16 protein-coding genes are annotated in these 16,621 nt (G+C 71.5%); 12 read left to right on the plus strand and 4 right to left on the minus strand.

Features of this window, described 5'->3' with window-relative positions:
* Positions 1–72 precede the first annotated feature (72 nt).
* The 10 genes from infC to OHA58_RS29945 all read left to right on the plus strand — a co-directional run bounded on the left by infC (position 73) and on the right by OHA58_RS29945 (position 11,152).
* Positions 73–798: a translation initiation factor IF-3 gene (gene infC, locus OHA58_RS29900; protein WP_383003886.1), complete on the plus strand. Its 726-nt coding sequence runs from the start codon at positions 73–75 to the stop codon at positions 796–798.
* 116 nt (positions 799–914) lie between these two features.
* A complete protein-coding gene (gene rpmI / locus OHA58_RS29905) occupies positions 915–1,109 on the plus strand; it encodes a 50S ribosomal protein L35 (protein WP_100597076.1) in 195 nt (64 codons plus the stop codon).
* A gap of 97 nt (positions 1,110–1,206) precedes the next feature.
* Positions 1,207–1,590, plus strand: coding sequence for a 50S ribosomal protein L20 (gene rplT / locus OHA58_RS29910; RefSeq protein WP_266566360.1), 384 nt, complete (start codon positions 1,207–1,209; stop codon positions 1,588–1,590).
* A 170-nt stretch (positions 1,591–1,760) separates the two neighbouring features.
* Positions 1,761–2,603, plus strand: a complete 843-nt coding sequence (locus OHA58_RS29915) for a TrmH family RNA methyltransferase (protein ID WP_405482636.1) — start codon at positions 1,761–1,763, stop codon at positions 2,601–2,603.
* A gap of 55 nt (positions 2,604–2,658) precedes the next feature.
* On the plus strand, positions 2,659–3,813 hold the full coding sequence (locus OHA58_RS29920; RefSeq protein ID WP_405482637.1) for an ATP-binding protein: 1,155 nt from the start codon (positions 2,659–2,661) through the stop codon (positions 3,811–3,813).
* Between the two features lie 141 nt (positions 3,814–3,954).
* Positions 3,955–5,091 (plus strand): phenylalanine--tRNA ligase subunit alpha, encoded by a 1,137-nt coding sequence (gene pheS, locus OHA58_RS29925; protein ID WP_405482638.1) that lies wholly within the window; start codon positions 3,955–3,957, stop codon positions 5,089–5,091.
* Positions 5,091–7,601: a phenylalanine--tRNA ligase subunit beta gene (gene pheT / locus OHA58_RS29930; protein WP_405482640.1), complete on the plus strand. Its 2,511-nt coding sequence runs from the start codon at positions 5,091–5,093 to the stop codon at positions 7,599–7,601. The genes pheS and pheT overlap by 1 nt, the downstream gene beginning before the upstream one ends.
* Before the next feature lie 170 nt (positions 7,602–7,771).
* A complete protein-coding gene (locus tag OHA58_RS29935; RefSeq protein ID WP_405482642.1) occupies positions 7,772–8,905 on the plus strand; it encodes a PP2C family protein-serine/threonine phosphatase in 1,134 nt (377 codons plus the stop codon).
* A 286-nt stretch (positions 8,906–9,191) separates the two neighbouring features.
* The gene (locus tag OHA58_RS29940) at positions 9,192–10,532 is read left to right on the plus strand and encodes a transcriptional regulator (RefSeq protein WP_266566372.1); all 1,341 of its coding nucleotides are present in this window, start codon (positions 9,192–9,194) and stop codon (positions 10,530–10,532) included.
* Positions 10,533–10,606: 74 nt separating this feature from the next.
* Complete coding sequence (locus OHA58_RS29945; protein WP_116503218.1) at positions 10,607–11,152, plus strand: NUDIX domain-containing protein; 546 nt, start codon at positions 10,607–10,609, stop codon at positions 11,150–11,152.
* A 15-nt stretch (positions 11,153–11,167) separates the two neighbouring features.
* On the opposite strand, the gene OHA58_RS29950 is transcribed toward OHA58_RS29945, so the two are convergent.
* Positions 11,168–11,425 carry a hypothetical protein gene (locus OHA58_RS29950; protein WP_266566376.1) on the minus strand — a complete coding sequence of 86 codons (258 nt, stop codon included), beginning with the start codon at positions 11,423–11,425 and terminating at the stop codon, positions 11,168–11,170.
* A 208-nt stretch (positions 11,426–11,633) separates the two neighbouring features.
* Positions 11,634–12,494, minus strand: a complete 861-nt coding sequence (locus tag OHA58_RS29955; RefSeq protein ID WP_266668523.1) for a 3-hydroxybutyryl-CoA dehydrogenase — start codon at positions 12,492–12,494, stop codon at positions 11,634–11,636.
* Positions 12,495–12,669: 175 nt separating this feature from the next.
* On the opposite strand from OHA58_RS29955, the gene OHA58_RS29960 reads away from it, so the two are divergent.
* On the plus strand, positions 12,670–13,878 hold the full coding sequence (locus OHA58_RS29960; RefSeq protein WP_405482644.1) for a glycoside hydrolase family 10 protein: 1,209 nt from the start codon (positions 12,670–12,672) through the stop codon (positions 13,876–13,878).
* A 46-nt stretch (positions 13,879–13,924) separates the two neighbouring features.
* Here OHA58_RS29960 and OHA58_RS29965 read toward each other — a convergent pair whose 3' ends face one another.
* On the minus strand, positions 13,925–14,119 hold the full coding sequence (locus tag OHA58_RS29965) for a DUF1918 domain-containing protein (protein WP_356272414.1): 195 nt from the start codon (positions 14,117–14,119) through the stop codon (positions 13,925–13,927).
* Positions 14,120–14,190: 71 nt separating this feature from the next.
* Complete coding sequence (locus OHA58_RS29970; RefSeq protein ID WP_405482645.1) at positions 14,191–15,168, minus strand: DMT family transporter; 978 nt, start codon at positions 15,166–15,168, stop codon at positions 14,191–14,193.
* On the opposite strand from OHA58_RS29970, the gene OHA58_RS29975 reads away from it, so the two are divergent.
* A complete protein-coding gene (locus OHA58_RS29975) occupies positions 15,167–16,603 on the plus strand; it encodes a PLP-dependent aminotransferase family protein (RefSeq protein WP_405482647.1) in 1,437 nt (478 codons plus the stop codon). The genes OHA58_RS29970 and OHA58_RS29975 overlap by 2 nt on opposite strands.
* Positions 16,604–16,621: the final 18 nt, after the last annotated feature.

The following is a 16,621-nucleotide window of genomic DNA, read 5'->3' on the forward strand; positions in this document are numbered from 1 at the left end:
CGGGGCATTTTTTGTGTTTCGGCGCGGTTGGTACTACGAAACAGACGTTACGCGGCGGTCCGCCAGACCGTCGTGTGGTGCTACCGAGGAGGATCCATCAGCGCCGAGCCCCGCATCAACGACCGGATTCGCGTTCCCGAAGTGCGACTTGTCGGTCCCAGCGGCGAGCAGGTCGGGATTGTTCCGCTTGCCAAGGCCCTTGAGCTTGCTCAGGAGTACGACCTCGACCTCGTCGAGGTGGCGGCGACAGCCCGTCCGCCCGTCTGCAAGCTCATGGACTACGGCAAGTTCAAGTACGAGTCGGCCATGAAGGCCCGTGAGGCGCGCAAGAACCAGGCGCACACGGTCATCAAGGAGATGAAGCTCCGGCCGAAGATCGACCCGCACGACTATGACACCAAGAAGGGTCATGTCGTCCGGTTCCTCAAGGCGGGCGACAAGGTCAAGATCACGATCATGTTCCGTGGTCGCGAGCAGTCCCGCCCCGAGCTGGGTTTCCGACTGCTGCAGCGTCTTGCTTCGGACGTCGAGGACCTCGGGTTCATCGAGTCGAACCCGAAGCAGGACGGCCGCAACATGATCATGGTTCTTGGTCCTCACAAGAAGAAGACCGAGGCCATGGCCGAGGCTCGTGAGGCCCAGGAGGCCCGCAAGGCCGAGCAGAAGGCGCTGCCGACGCACGGCCGCACGCAGCGGGCGAGCGACGACGCCGCGGAGCCGGAGTCCGAGGCCCCGGCCGAGGCGACCGACGAAGCCCCTGCCGACGAGGCCACGGCCGAGGCTTCCGCCGAGGCCTGATCCGGCCACGTACAGCCCGTACGGACCGGATGCCAACCGATACATCTGGACGTTCCGCATGCCGGTCCGCACCCCGGACCGGCAGGGAACGCCACTGACGAGGAGAGAACGGCGCTATGCCGAAGAACAAGACGCACAGCGGTGCCAGCAAGCGCTTCAAGATCACCGGCTCCGGCAAGGTGCTCCGTGAGCGCGCCGGCAAGCGCCACCTGCTCGAGCACAAGTCGTCCCGCGTGACGCGCCGCCTCACCGGCACGGTCGAGCTGGCCCCGGGCGACGCCAAGAAGATCAAGAAGCTTCTCGGCAAGTGAGTTCAGGCGCGCACCAGCGCGCCGGAGCTCGGACCGGGACCAATTCGTTTTCGGGTCGTGTGAGTCCAACCACGGCCCCGCTACAAGGAGTTAACAAGTGGCACGCGTCAAGCGGGCAGTGAACGCCCACAAGAAGCGCAGGGCAGTCCTCGAGGCCGCCAAGGGTTACCGCGGTCAGCGCTCGCGCCTGTACCGCAAGGCCAAGGAGCAGGTCACCCACTCCCTGGTCTACAACTACAACGACCGCAAGAAGCGCAAGGGCGACTTCCGCCGTCTGTGGATCCAGCGCATCAACGCCGCTGCCCGCGAGAACGGCATGACGTACAACCGCCTCATCCAGGGTCTGAACGCCGCCAACATCGAGGTGGACCGCAAGATCCTCGCCGAGCTGGCCGTCAACGACCCGAACGCGTTCGCCGCGCTCGTCGAGGTTGCGCAGAAGGCCCTTCCGGCCGACGTGAACGCGCCCAAGGCTGCGTGACGCTCCGCTTTTAGCTGGATGTCTCGGACCCGCAAGCCACTTGGTTTGCGGGTCCGAGTGCGTCCGTTGTCGGCTTCGGGGTGGTGGGGGTTGTTCGCGCAGTTCCCCGCGCCCCTTTCGGGGCGCGTCGCCCCGCCCCTGTTCAACTTCTGCCCCCCGAAGGTGAGTTCATGGTCGGCCCCGAGTTGATCTCCCCCAAGTCGTCCCGCGTCAGTGGCGCGCGGCGGCTTGCCAAGCGGAACTTCCGGGGCAAGGAGCGGCTGTTCCTGGCCGAGGGGCCGCAGGCCGTGCGGGAGGCCGCCGGGCACGCGGGCACCCTCGTCGAGCTGTTCGCCACCCTCGACGCCGCCGAGCGCTACACCGACATCGTCGCGGAGGCGCGCGACGCCGGCGCCCGGGTGCACCTCGCCGACGAGGACGTCATCGCCGACATCTCGACGACCGTCACCCCGCAGGGCCTCGTCGGGGTCTGCCGCTTCCTGGACACCCCGTTCGAGGACGTCCTCGCCGCCCGCCCCAAGCTCGTCGCGGTCCTCGCCAACGTCCGCGACCCCGGCAACGCCGGCACCGTCCTGCGCTGCGCCGACGCCGCGGGCGCCGACGCCGTCGTCCTGACCGACGCGTCCGTCGACCTGTACAACCCCAAGTCCGTGCGGGCGTCCGTCGGTTCGCTGTTCCACCTGCCGGTCGCGGTCGGCGTACCCGTGGAGCGGGCCGTACAGGGGCTCAAGGACGCGGGCGTACGCATCCTCGCCGCCGACGGCGCGGGGGAGCACGACCTCGACACCGAGCTCGACCGCGGCACCATGGGCACCCCCACCGCCTGGATCTTCGGCAACGAGGCCTGGGGGCTCCCCGAGGAGACCCGCGAGCTGGCCGACGCCGTCGTGCGGGTCCCGATCCACGGCAAGGCCGAGAGCCTGAACCTCGCCACGGCCGCCGCCGTCTGCCTGTACGCATCCGCGCGCGCACAGCGAGCCCCCGGAGGGTGCCGCTCCGTCACCCCCAGCTAGTAGTGTGGCGAGCTCGGAGGCCACAGCGCCCTTCCGAGAGGCGGGATACGGGGATATGAGCGTCGGCACGAGCAGAGCACCGGGGGCACGGGACACCCTGCGTCGGCCCGCGCCCCGATGCGGCCCCGACGACCTCACCACCCTCGCCGACAGCGGCCTCCACCCGGACGACCTGCCCGACGGTCTCGTCGTCGCCGACGAGACCGGGCACGTCATCTGCTTCAACGCGGCGGCCGTCCGCATCACCGCCGTCCCCGCCGCCGACGCCCTCGGCCACCCCCTGGAGCGCGCGCTCCCCTTAGAGGACCTCGAAGGCCGCCGCTGGTGGCAGCTGACCGACCCGTACGGCGGCCTCGCCACCCGCTTCGCACAGCCCGAGCGCAATCTGCTGCTGCCCGGAGGGCGAGAGGTCCTCGTCTCCGCGCGCTATGTCCGCACCGCGCCCACCGGCCCCGTCAGCCGCGTCGTCGTCTCCATCCGTGACACCGAGGCCCGCCGCCGCACCGAGCGCAGCCACGCCGAGCTGATCGCGACCGTCGCGCACGAGCTGCGCTCGCCCCTCACGTCGGTGAAGGGTTTCACCGCGACCTTGCTGGCGAAGTGGGAGCGGTTCACCGACGACCAGAAGAAGCTGATGCTGGAGACCGTGGACGCCGACGCGAACCGCGTCACGCGGCTCATCGCCGAGCTCCTCGACATCTCCCGCATCGACTCCGGCCGCCTCGAAGTGCGCCGCCAGCCCGTCGACATCGGCGCCGCCGTGGCCCGCCACATCCAGGCCCACGTCGCCTCGGGACAGCCGGCCGACCGCTTCCTCGTCCGGGTGGAACAGCCCCTGCCCGACCTCTGGGCCGACCCGGACAAGATCGACCAGGTGCTCAGCAACCTCCTGGAAAATGCCGTGCGCCACGGCGAGGGAACGGTCACCATCGACGTCATGCCCTCGGCATCACCCCGCGAGCGGGAGTGCGCCGGCACGTCGGTCACCGTGAGCGACGAGGGGCCCGGCATCCCGGAGGAGTCCATGAACCGCGTCTTCACCCGCTTCTGGCGGGGCAGCAAGCGCGGCGGCACCGGACTCGGCCTGTACATCGTCAAGGGCATCGTCGAGGCCCATGGCGGGACCATCACGGTCGGCCGCGGGCCCGGCGGCGGCGCCCAGTTCCGATTTACGTTGCCCGTGGGGGCCCCGGCGTATCTGAACGCCTGAGCGGACCCCCCACGGGCACATCGGCACACCCCACCCCCGTTAGACTCGGTGTTTGGCACTTTGCGTCCCAATCCTGAGACGAATCGTCTCCGAGTCGTGGACGGGGACCATCCGCCAAACCAACCGGAAGCACGGGAAGAGATGTCGGCACCGAATAAGTCGTACGACCCTGTTGAGGTCGAGGCCTTGAAACCGGAAGAGATCGAGCGCATGCGGGACGAGGCGCTCGCCGCCTTCGCGGCCGCGGACTCCCTCGGCGCGCTCCAGGAGGCCAAGGTCGCCCACACCGGCGGCACCTCGCCCCTGTCGCTCGCCAACCGCGAGATCGGCGCCCTGCCCCCGCAGGCCAAGGCCGAGGCCGGCAAGCGCGTCGGCATGGCCCGCGGCGTTGTCAGCAAGGCGTTCGCCGCCCGCCAGTCGGAGCTCGAGGCCGAGCGCGACGCGCGCGTCCTGGTCGAGGAGGCCGTGGACGTCACGCTGCCCTACGACCGGACCCCGGCCGGCGCCCGCCACCCCCTGACCACGCTCTCGGAGCGCATCGAGGACGTCTTCGTGGCCATGGGCTACGAGGTCGCCGAGGGCCCCGAGGTCGAGGCGGAGTGGTTCAACTTCGACGCTCTGAACATCGGCCCCGACCACCCGGCGCGGGGCATGCAGGACACGTTCTTCGTCGAGGGCCCCCAGGGACCGAAGGGGGAAGGTGCGACGGAGTCGAACGTCGTCCTGCGCACCCACACGTCCCCCGTGCAGATCCGGTCCATGCTCGACCGCGAGCCGCCGGTCTACGTGATCTGCCCGGGCCGCGTGTACCGCTCCGACGAGCTGGACGCCACGCACACTCCGGTGTTCATGCAGGTCGAGCTGCTCGCCGTCGACGAGGGCCTGACGATGTCGGACCTCAAGGGCACCCTCGACCACATGGTCCAGGCGCTCTTCGGTGAGGGCATGAAGACCCGCCTGCGGCCGAACTTCTTCCCCTTCACCGAGCCGTCCGCCGAGATGGACATGGTCTGCTACGTGTGCCGCGGCGAGTCCGTCGGCAACCCGGACCGGCCGTGCCGCACCTGCTCCTCCGAGGGCTGGATCGAGCTCGGCGGCTGCGGCATGGTCAACCCCAAGGTGCTGACCGCGGTGGGCATCGACCCCGAGAAGTACAGCGGATTCGCCTTCGGGTTCGGCATCGAGCGGATGCTGATGTTCCGCCACAACGTCGAAGACATGCGAGACATGGTCGAGGGTGACATCCGGTTCACCCGGCCGTTCGGGATGGAGATCTGATGCGTATCCCGCTTTCCTGGCTGCGGGAGTACGTCGATCTCCCCGCCACCGAGACCGGCCGTGACCTGCAGGAAAAGCTCATCGCCACCGGCCTCGAGGTCGAGACCGTCGAGCAGCTCGGCGCCGGCCTCAAGGGCCCCCTCGTCGTCGGTCAGGTGCTGACCATCGAGGAGCTGGAGGGCTTCAAGAAGCCCATCCGCTTCTGCACCGTCGACGTAGGCCAGGCCAACGGCACGGGCGAGCCGCAGGAGATCGTCTGCGGCGCCCGTAACTTCGCCGTCGGCGACAAGGTCGTCGTGGTCCTGCCCGGCGCCGTGCTGCCCGGCGACTTCGCGATCGCCGCGCGCAAGACGTACGGCCGTACCTCGCACGGCATGATCTGCTCCGGCGACGAGCTGGGCATGGGCGACGACGGCTCCGGCGGCATCATCGTCCTGCCGCCCGAGCACGAGGTCGGCACCGACGCGATCGAGCTCCTCCAGCTCGTCGACGAGGTCCTCGACATCGCCGTCACCGCCAACCGCGGCGACTGCCTGTCGCTGCGCGGTGTCGCCCGCGAGGCCGCCATCGCGTACGGCATCCCGCTGCGCGACCCGGCGCTCCTCGACGTGCCCGGGCCCAACGCGAACGGCTACCCGGTCCAGATCTCCGAGCCGGCCGGCTGCGACCGTTTCACCGCGCGCACCGTCACCGGTCTCAATCCCGAGGCCCGCTCCCCGATCTGGCTCCGGCGCCGGCTGCAGAAGGCGGGCATGCGCCCGATCTCGCTCGCCGTCGACATCACCAACTACGTGATGCTGGAGCTCGGCCAGCCCCTGCACGCCTACGACCGCTCCCTCGTCCAGGGCGCGATCGGCGTGCGCAGGGCCGAGCAGGGCGAGAAGTTCACCACCCTCGACGGCGCCAAGCGTGTGCTCGACGCCGAGGACCTGGTGATCACCGACGACCGCGGTCCCATCGGCCTCGCGGGCGTCATGGGCGGAGCCAACACGGAGATCGCCGACCACGCCGCCGACGCCGGGACCACCGACGTCGTCATCGAGGCCGCGCACTTCGACCCGGTCTCCATCGCCCGCACCGCGCGCCGCCACAAGCTGTCCTCCGAGGCGTCCAAGCGCTTCGAGCGCGGCGTCGACCCGCAGGCCGCGTCCGCCGCGGCCCAGCGCACCGTCGACCTCCTCGTGCTCCTCGCGGGCGGCACCGCCGACCCCGGCGTCACCGAGGTCATCGCGCCCTCCGGGCCGCACACCATCACGCTCCCGGCGGACCACCCCGACAAGGTCGCGGGTGTCACGTACGGCCGGGAGACCGTGGTGCGCCGCCTCCAGCAGGTCGGCTGCGACGTCTACGGCCAGGACAACCTGACGGTCACCGTGCCGTCCTGGCGTCCCGACCTGGTCGAGCCGAACGACCTGGCCGAAGAGGTCATCCGGCTCGAGGGCTACGAGAACCTGCCCTCGACGCTGCCGAGGCCCCCGGCGGGCCGCGGCCTGACCGGGCGCCAGCGCCTGCACCGCCGCGTCGGCCGCGCCCTGGCCGGCGCCGGCTACGTCGAGGCGCTGAACTACCCGTTCATCAGCGACGGGACGCTCGCCAAGCTCGGCATCGAGGAGGACGACCCGCGCCGCACCACGGTCAAGCTGGTCAATCCCCTCTCCGACGAGGAGCCCGCGCTCCGTACGACGCTGCTGCCGGGCCTTCTGGAGGCGCTGCGGCGCAACGACGGCCGTGGCTCGCACGACCTGGCGCTCTTCGAGACCGGCCTGGTCTTCCGGCCGACCGGTGACGAGCCGCAGGCCGTACGCCTCCCCGTCGACCGCCGTCCCACCGACGAGGAGATCGCCGGTCTCGACGCCGCGCTCCCGCGTCAGCCGCGCCGCGCCGCGGTCGTCCTCACGGGCGCCCGTGAGCAGGCCGGCTGGTGGGGCAAGGGCCGTCCGGCCGACTGGGCGGACGCCGTCGAGGCGGCCCGCACCATCGCCCGCGAGGCCGGTGTCGAGCTGATCGTGCGCGGTGACCAGCACGCACCCTGGCACCCGGGCCGGTGCGCCGCGCTGTTCGCCGTGGTGGACGGCGCGGAGACGCTCGTCGGTCACGCCGGTGAGCTGCACCCGCGCGTCATCAAGGCGCTGCACCTGCCCGAGCGCAGTTGCGCCATGGAGGTCGACCTCGACCGCATCGAGCGGGCCGGCACCGGCGCGCTCCAGGCGCCGCGGATCTCCACGTTCCCCGTGGCCACGCAGGACGTCGCGCTCGTCGTCGACGCCTCCGTGCCGGCCGCCGACGTGGAGAAGGCGCTGCGCGAGGGGGCGGGTGAGCTCCTCGAGTCCCTCCGCCTGTTCGACGTGTTCACGGGCGAGCAGCTCGGTGAGGGCCGCAAGTCCCTCGCCTACGCGCTGCGCTTCCGTGCCGCCGACCGCACGCTGACCGTCGACGAGGCCTCCGCGGCCCGCGACGCGGCGGTGGCGCTGGCCGCCGAGCGCACCGGGGCGGTGCTGCGCGGGGCCTGATCCCGGCAGAGCGAGACGCAGTGAGGGGCACCTCCGGACCACCGGAGGTGCCCCTCACACGTTCGGGTGAGAAGTGGCGGTGATCCGGTCCGATCGGGGCAGGCGGTCGACAGAATCATTGCGGCCGCAGGGCCGACCACGCTGAACAGGGCCTTAGGGAGGCCGCCGGCATGATCCGTAACCATCCGAGGACGCCCTCCCGACCACCCCGCACCTCCTTCAGATCCCGGCTCACCCGCTCCCGAACCCTTCGCGTGCGCCGCGCGCTCGATCTGGCGCTGCCCACGGCCTGGGGCGCCGTGGCGATCACTTTCAAGCTGGCCTGCCCGCTCGCGCAGGAGACCGGACTCGGCGCGCGCATCGCGTCGAGCGCCGTGTTCTTCGCCGTCGGCACGGGTCTGATACTCCATGTGCGGCGCGGCCTCCAGCGCGAGCTGCGGCAGCTGCGCAGGATCGCGGGGGCCGCACAGAACGTGCTGCTGCGCCCGCTGCCGCCCCGCATCGACGGCCTGGCCATCGCGGCGGGACAGCTCTCGGCCGACCGGGGCGCCACCGTGGGCGGCGACCTCTACGAGGTCATCGCCACCGACCACGGTGTGCGGGTCGTCATGGGGGACGTCCGCGGGCACGGCCTCGCCGCCCTCGCGACGGTCGCCGCCGTCCTCGGCAGCTTCCGCGAGGCAGCGCACGACGAGGCCGAACTGACCTGCGTACTGAGGCGACTCGAGCGGGCCATGGCCCGGCATCTGCGCGAGCGGTCGCGGGACGAGCACCCCGCGGCCGGCGGCGCCGAGCCGGTCAGTCCGGTCGCGGAGGAGTTCGTCACCGTTCTGCTCCTGGAGATCCGGCAGGACGGGGAGGTGCTCGCGCTCAACTGCGGTCACCCGTGGCCGTATCTGCTGCGCAGCCATGTGGGTCCCGCGGCCGTGGCGCCTGGCTACGCCGAGTTGGTCGTGGGCGGTGAACCCCTGCCGCCGCTTGGCCCGTTCCCGCTGCCGGCCGAACTGCCCGTCGTCGCGTGCGGGCGGCTTCTTCCCGGGGAGGGGCTGCTGCTCCACACGGACGGGCTCGAGGACGCGCGGGACGCCCGCGGCCGGTTCTTCCCGCTGCCCGCCGCGCTCGCCGAGGCCGTACGCGTCCAGCCGGTCGTCCCCCAGGCCGTCATCCGTGCCGTGTACGCCCAACTCCTGCGCCACACGGGCGGGTTGCCGGACGATGACGCCGCGCTCCTCGTCCTGCGCAACGACCGCAAGCGAGTCCCCTTGCAGCACGGGGAGCCCCGCGTCCACAGTGCTGCCAAGTGAACGGAGCCACCGCGTGACCTGACCCCGGGGCTCCCGCCCCCCGGGGCGCGCCGTCCGCCGGCCGCGGAGTGTCGGGCAGGCAGCCGGTCGGACGGCGCGAAACGGGCCGCCGCACTGTACGAGGGGGAGCCGGCGGCCCGGCCGGCCTCTTGCGAGGCAGTTCAGTCAATCGAGTTGCATCACGCCACAAAAGAGTGCGCAACACCCGGATTCGGGCACTCCGTTCACACCCCGTGTGAAGCCCGCTCCACTACGCTGACGGCACCGAGCCACCGGAGGGCCCTCCATGCAGCCCAACACCTTGCTCGACGCGATCCTCGACGAGGCCGGGATCTCCCATGCGGGCCTCGCCGCACATGTGAACCAGGCGGGCCGCGCCAGGGGACTCGCCCTGCGCTACGAACACACCGCCGTCGCAAGGTGGTTGAAGGGCCAGCGGCCACGCGGCCAGGTGCCCGACCTCATCTGCGAGGTCCTCGCCGCCCGCCTGCACCGCCCCGTCACCCTCGACGACATCGGCCTGGGCATGCCCGGCGAACCGGCCACCCCGCACGGCCAGAGCCTGTCCGGATTCGTCGAGCGGGCCACCGCCCTGTGGCGCTCGGACGAACAGCAGCGGCCCCACATACTGGGCGCCCCCGCCGTCACCGGGACCCCGGCCGTGATGCCCGTATGGGAGTGGGAGAACCCGCCCGAGGACACCGATGTGTCGCGCGGCGGGCGCCACCGGGTCAGCGCCGCCGACCTGGAGATGATGCGCTCGGCCCGCACGCACTACGAGCAGATGTACCGCAAGGCCGGCGGCATCGCGACGCGCACCCGCATCGTCGGCTTCCTCAACACGGAGGCGGCGCCCCTGCTGCGCGGCAGCTACACCGACGAGACGGGCCGCCAACTGCACCGCGCCACCGGCGGTTTGGTCGCCATCGCGGGCATCTGCGCCTACGACTCCGACGCGCACGGCCTCGCCCAGCGCTACTTCCACCAGGCCCTGCGCCTCGCCAAGGCGAGCGGTGACCGCGGTCTCGGCGCCTATGTCATCGCCCTCCTGGTCAACCAGTCGCTCCATATGCGGCAGTACCGGCAGTCGGTGGCCTTCGCGGAGGCCGCGCTGCGGGCAGCCGGACGGCACATCACGCCCGCGCTCGCCTCGGATCTGTACGCGATGCAGGCCAAGGCGTACGCACACCTCGGCGACGGCAGCAGCGCCCTGTCCTGCATCCGGCGTGCCGAGTCGGCCGCCGACCGCATCCGGCGCGGCCATGAACCGGACGAGACGGGCTATGTCCAGCCCGGACTCGTCAACGTGCAGGTGGCGGAGGCCCTGTTGAGCCTCGGCGACCTCACCTCGGCGCGTGAACACGCGGCGGCGGCCGTGCACAACCCCGCCCACGACCGGGGGCGGGTGCACCGCCTCGCCATGCTCAGCCAGATCGAGCTGAGACAGGGCAACGCCGAGAAGGCCGTCGCGATCGCCGTGGAGATGGCCGAACGGGCACGGGGAATGGAGTCGCAGCGGCTGCGCGACAGACTCCGGGCGGTGCGCGAACACCTGGTGCGCAACGGCTGTGCCGGCACAGCCGAGGCCGCCGAACTCATCGACGGGGCACTGCGCGTACCGCTCTGAGCCCGACCTGTACCGCTCTCTCACGCTCCGCTGCTGCGATATTGCCATCTAACTCGGCGGAAGGTGGCAGAACCGTGCAGTGGACGAAACAGAACGAACAAACGGTGTATGAAAACCGCTGGTTCCGGGTCAATCTCGCGGATGTCGAGCTCCCGGACGGCCGGCATCTCGACCACTTCGTCATACGGCTGCGGCCGGTCGCCGTGGCCACCGTGGTCAATGAGGCCAACGAGGTGCTGCTCCTGTGGCGGCACCGCTTCATCACCGACAGCTGGGGCTGGGAGCTCCCGGCGGGGGTGGTCGAGGACGGCGAGGACATCGCCGCCGCGGCCGCCAGGGAACTGGAGGAGGAGACCGGCTGGCGGCCGGGACCCTTACGCCATCTGATGAGCGTGGAGCCGTCCAACGGTCTCGAGGACGCCAGGCACCACGTCTACTGGGCCGAGGAGGGTTCGTACATCGGCCATCCCGAGGACGACTTCGAGTCGGACCGCCGGGAGTGGGTCCCTCTCAAGCTCGTCCCCGACATGGTCGCCCGCGGCGAGGTCCCGGCCGCCAACATGGCGGCCGCGCTGCTGATGCTGCACCATCTCAGGCTGGGGCAGGACACCCCGGCCTGACCCGGACGAAAGGCGCTAGCGTCCGAACGCCTGCCAGACGGCAAGGGCGAGGGCGCCGGCCGCGGTGATCGCGGCGACGGCCTGCAGCGGCCATCGGGTGTGCTCGAGCTGGGCGACCCGGGTGCTCAGATCGTCCTGATCCTTGACGCTCTGTTCATCGCGCTGGGTGAGCAACGCCAGCTTGCCGTCGACGCGGGCGAGACCCACATCGAGGCTGCGGCGTAACTCCGCGAGTTCTTCCGGGACCACGGGACGCTCGGGGTCGGCGGTCACGGGTCGGCTCCTTTCCGTAGTGGGCAGATCCGTTGCCTTACGCACGGAAAGTCAACTCGCCTGGTGGGTACGGCGGGAGAGTGTGCGATGGGCATATGCGGGCCCGGTGCGCACACGGTGTGCGAATGGTTCGGGCCCGGCACTCCGAAGAGCGCCGGGCCCGAACTTCCGACTACGCAGAGTCAACGCGGCGTGGAACCGCGCGGGGTCACGAGTACTGGTAGAAACCCGAGCCCGTCTTGCGGCCGAGACGGCCCGCGTCGACCATCCGCTGGAGCAGCGGGGGAGCGGCGTACAGGGGCTCCTTGAACTCCGCGTACATCGAGTCGGCGACCGAGGCGACGGTGTCGAGGCCGATGAGGTCGGAGAGCTTGAGCGGGCCCATGGGGTGGGCGCAGCCGAGCTCCATGCCGTTGTCGATGTCCTCGCGGCTGGCGATGCCCGACTCGAACATCCGGATCGCGGAGAGCAGATACGGGATCAGCAGCGCGTTGACCACGAAGCCCGAGCGGTCCTGGGCGCGGATCGCGTGCTTGCCGAGGATCTTCTCGACGAGGGCCTGGGCGCGGCTGATGGTGCCCTCGGAGGTGGTGAGGGCCGGGATCAGCTCGACGAGCTTCTGCACGGGCGCCGGGTTGAAGAAGTGGATACCGATGACGTGGTCGGGGCGCGAGGTCGCCACGGCCAGCTTGACCAGCGGGATCGAGGAGGTGTTGGACGCCAGGATGGCGTCCTGCCGGGTGACGACCTGGTCGAGCACCTGGAAGATCTCGGTCTTGACCTGCTCGTTCTCGACGACGGCCTCGATGACGAGGTCCCGGTCGGAGAACTCCCCGAGGTCGGTGGTGAAGCTCAGGCGGGCCAGGGTCTCGGCCAGCTCCTCCGCACTGATCTTGCCGCGCTCGGCCGCCTTGGAGAGGGAGTTGTGCAGCCGGGTACGGCCGATCTCCAGGGCCTCTCCGGTGGTCTCCGCCACCATGACGTCCAGACCGGCGCGGGCGCAGACCTCTGCGATCCCGGCTCCCATCTGGCCGCAGCCCACCACTCCGACGCGCTGGATGTCCCCCATAGGGTCGGTCACCTCGTGCCTTTCGCTGTTCTCCGGCCGGCAGGACCCCCGGGTTCCGGCGCCTGCCTCGGCCCTGCACGTTACTCGGAACCTCCCGTACACGGCGGGCCGGGTCGGGCATGCTGTCCCCAGTGCGGCCCGGGACGGCCGGGCCTGTTGGCCAGTGGGTGGGCGGATGAGGCATTTGTCACGCAGGGGCTTCACAGTCGCGGCGGCGGCCGCGCTGACCGGGCTCGCCGCGGGGGACGCGGCCGCCTCCGGGTCCCGTCACGCTCCGGTGGCCCGCGACATGCGGGGCATGTGGCTGGCGACGGTGGCCAACCGGGACTGGCCGTCGAAGCCGGGACTGAGCGCGGCCCAGCAGCGCGCGGAGCTCATCGCCCACCTCGACACGGCGGTGGGCCGGCGCCTGAACGCCGTGGTCTTCCAGGTACGGCCGACGGCCGACGCGCTGTGGCCTTCCCCGTACGAGCCCTGGTCGGGAGTCCTCACCGGAGTGCAGGGCAAGAATCCGGGCTGGGACCCGCTCGGCACGGCCGTCGCGGAGGCGCACCGGCGCGGGCTCGAACTGCACGCCTGGTTCAACCCCTACCGCATCGCGAACCACACGGACCTCTCCCGCCTCGTGTCCACGCACCCGGCCCGCAGGCACCCCGACTGGGTCGTCCCCTACGGCGGGAAGCTCTACTACAACCCGGGCCTGCCCGACGTGCGCAGGTTCGTCCAGGACGCGATGCTCGACGCCGTCCGCCGCTACGACATCGACGCCGTGCACTGGGACGACTACTTCTACCCGTATCCGGTCGCGGGCCAGGTCTTCGACGACGACGACGCCTACGCGGCGCACGGCGGGAACTTCCCGGACCGGGCCGCATGGCGGCGCGACAACACCGACCGGCTCGTGCGTGAGATGGCCGCGAGCGTGAAGCGGATCAGGCCGCGCACCCAGTTCGGGATCAGCCCCTTCGGCGTGTGGCGCAACGCCGCGACGGACCCGCTCGGCTCGGACACCCGGGCCGGGGTGCAGACGTACGACGACCTGCACGCCGACACCCGCAAGTGGGTGCGCGAGCGCTGGATCGACTACATCTGCCCGCAGATCTACTGGAACATCGGCTTCGCCGCCGCGGACTACGCGAAGCTCGTTCCCTGGTGGTCGGACGTCGCACGTGGGACGGGAGTGCGCCTCTACGCGGGCGAGGCGCTCTACAAGGCGGGCGATCCGGCGCAGCCCGCCCCGTGGCAGGATCCGGCCGAGCTCTCCCGCCACCTCACCTTCGCCGAGCGCTATCCGCAGGTGAACGGTCATGTGTTCTTCTCGGCGAAGGAGGTGGGCGCCGACCGGATCGGCGCGATGGCCCGGGTGGTCGAGGACCACTACTGACAGGGCCAGGTGTGACTAGGGCCTTTCGTTTGGATCAGGCCGGGCTCTAGGGGGTCGGCTCCTCGTGCTGCACGACGGAGTCGGGACCCGGTGACATCACCGCCTCGTGGCCGTCCTGGAAGCGGACCCTGAACGGCGGCTCGCCGTCGTGGCCCATGATTTCGACGATTTCCGCGACCCGGTCGTGCTCGCCCACGGTCCTGCCGTGCACTCGCAGATGGTCGCCCTTGGTGGCACGCATCGTGAGTGACCTCCTCGTCCCTCGTCGACCCGTATCTCAAGGGTAGGACCGAGTCCCGGGGTTGGGGACCCTCAGCCGCGGGACTGTTGGGTTACTGCGATGCACACGAGAACGGCCGCTGCGGTCAGGGGCGCGGCGGGGGAGAGGTGCTCGCCGAGCAGGAACACCGACCAGACCAGGGTGAGCAGCGGCTGGGCCAGCTGGAGCTGGCTCGCCTTGGGGATGCCGATGACGGCCATGCCGCGGTACCAGACGACCAGGCCCACGAACTGCGAGCCCACGGCCACCCAGAGCAGCCCCGCGACGGCGTGCCCCGTCAGGTGCACCGGCTCGTGGCTCAGCGCGACGAGCGCCCCCGGCACGGCGAGCGGCAGGCAGATCACGAGTGCCCAGGCGATGACCTGCCAGCCCGGCATCACGCGGGCCAGGCGGCCGCCCTCCGTGTAGCCGGCGGCGCAGATGAGGAGCGCGCCGAAGAGATATAGATCGGCGGTCGTGAGCGTGCCGCCGCTCTGCTGCACGGTGAACGCGATCACGGCGGCGGCGCCCGCGCACGCCGCGATCCAGAAGCTGCGCGAGGGCCGCGCGCCGGTGCGCAGCGCGGAGAGCAGGGCGGTCGTCAGGGGCAGCAGGCCGACGACGACGGCGGAGTGCGCGGTGGTGGCCGTCTCCAGAGCGAGCGTCGTGAGCAGCGGGAACCCGAGCACGACGCCCGCGCCGACCACGGCGAGACCGGCCCAGTTGCGGCGCTCGGGGACGGCGACGCGCAGCGCGAGCAGACAGGAGCCGGCGATCACGGCGGCGAGGACGCTCCGCACGGTGACGAGACTCCAGGGCCCGAACCCTTCGAGCCCCCAGGCGGTGGCGGGGAAGGTGAGCGAGAAGGCGGTGACGCCGAGTGCGGCGAGGGCGGTCCCGCCACGGGTCGCCTTCGCGGTCAGGGGAGTGAGGGGGGTGGGGCCAGGACGTGTTGCGGTGCCCGCGGCGGGGGCCGCGCTCGCGTCAACTGCTATCCCGGTGGCGGTAGTAGCGCTATTCTCTGTCCTCATGCATGAGCGTAGCAGTGTGGGTGAGCTGGCGGAACGGCTGCGAGGGGAGCTGGATCGCTACTCTCCAGGTGGAAAGCTGCCGTCCAGTCGGGCTCTCGTCGAACGGTTCCGGGTGAGCCCGGTGACCGTGTCGCGCGCGCTCGCGCAGCTCGCCGCGGAGGGGCTCGTCGTGACGCGTCCGGGGGCCGGGGCGTTCCGCGCGGAGCCCCGCGCCGCGGCACAGCCGGCCGGTGACACCTCCTGGCAGGCGCTCGCGCTGAGCGCCGACTCCGCGACCGAGCTGGTGCCGCGGGCCGTGGACGCCTCCGGAGTCCTGGTCACGCTCTCCGCCCCGCCACCGGGAGTCGTCGAGTTCAACGGCGGCTATCTGCACCCCTCGCTCCAGCCGGAACGCGCCATGGCCGCAGCTCTGGCCCGCGCGGGCCGCCGCCCCGGCGCGTGGGGGCGGCCCCCGATCGACGGCATCCCCGAGCTCCGCGAGTGGTTCGCCCGCGGCATCGGCGGCGCCATCACCGCCGCCGAGGTGCTGATCGCGTCCGGCGGCCAGTCCGCCCTGGCCACCGCGCTGCGCGCCCTCGCCCCGCCCGGCGCCCCCGTCCTCGTCGAGTCACCCACGTATCCGGGCATGCTGGCGATCGCGCGCGCGGCGGGGCTGCGGCCCGTGCCCGTGCCGGTCGACACGGACGGGGTGCGTCCGGAGCTGCTCGCCGAGGCGTTCCGGGCGACGGGGGCGCGTGTGTTCGTGTGCCAGCCGCTGTTCCAGAACCCCACGGGCGCGGTCCTTTCCGCGCAGCGGCGCCCCGAGGTGTTGCGGATCGCGCGCGAGGCCGGCGCGTTCATCGTCGAGGACGACTTCGTGCGCCGCCTCGTCCACGAGGACGCGGGACCGCTGCCCAGGCCGCTGGCCACCGACGACCACGACGGTGTCGTCGTCCATGTCTGCTCCCTGACCAAGGCGACCTCGCCGAGCTTCCGCATCGGCTGCCTCGCCGCGCGCGGCCCCGTCCTCGAACGGCTGCGCGCGATTCAGGTCGTCGACCACTTCTTCGTGCCGCGCCCGCTCCAGGAGGCCGCCCTCGAACTGGTCGGCTCACCGGCCTGGCCGCGACACCTGCGGACCGTGGCCGCCCACTTGAAGGTGCGCCGCGACACGATGACGGCGGCCCTGCGCACAACGCTCCCCGAACTCACCGTGGGGCACGTGCCGTTGGGCGGCTTTCTGCTGTGGCCGCGGCTGCCCGACGGCACGGACGAGGCGGCGCTCGTCGCGGGGGCGCTGCGCGCGGGCGTCGCCGTCGCGCCCGGGCGCCCCTACTTCTCCGCCGAGCCCCCGGCCCCGCACATCCGGCTGAGCTTCGCGGCGGTCGCCGGGCCCGCGGAGATCACGGAGGGCATCCGCCGGCTGCGGACCGCGTGCGACGAGGTACTCGAGTGAGCGACGGGAGCGACGATC

The sequence above is a fragment of the Streptomyces sp. NBC_00009 genome (genome assembly GCF_045040855.1).
Taxonomy (GTDB): Bacteria; Actinomycetota; Actinomycetes; order Streptomycetales; family Streptomycetaceae; genus Streptomyces; species Streptomyces aureus.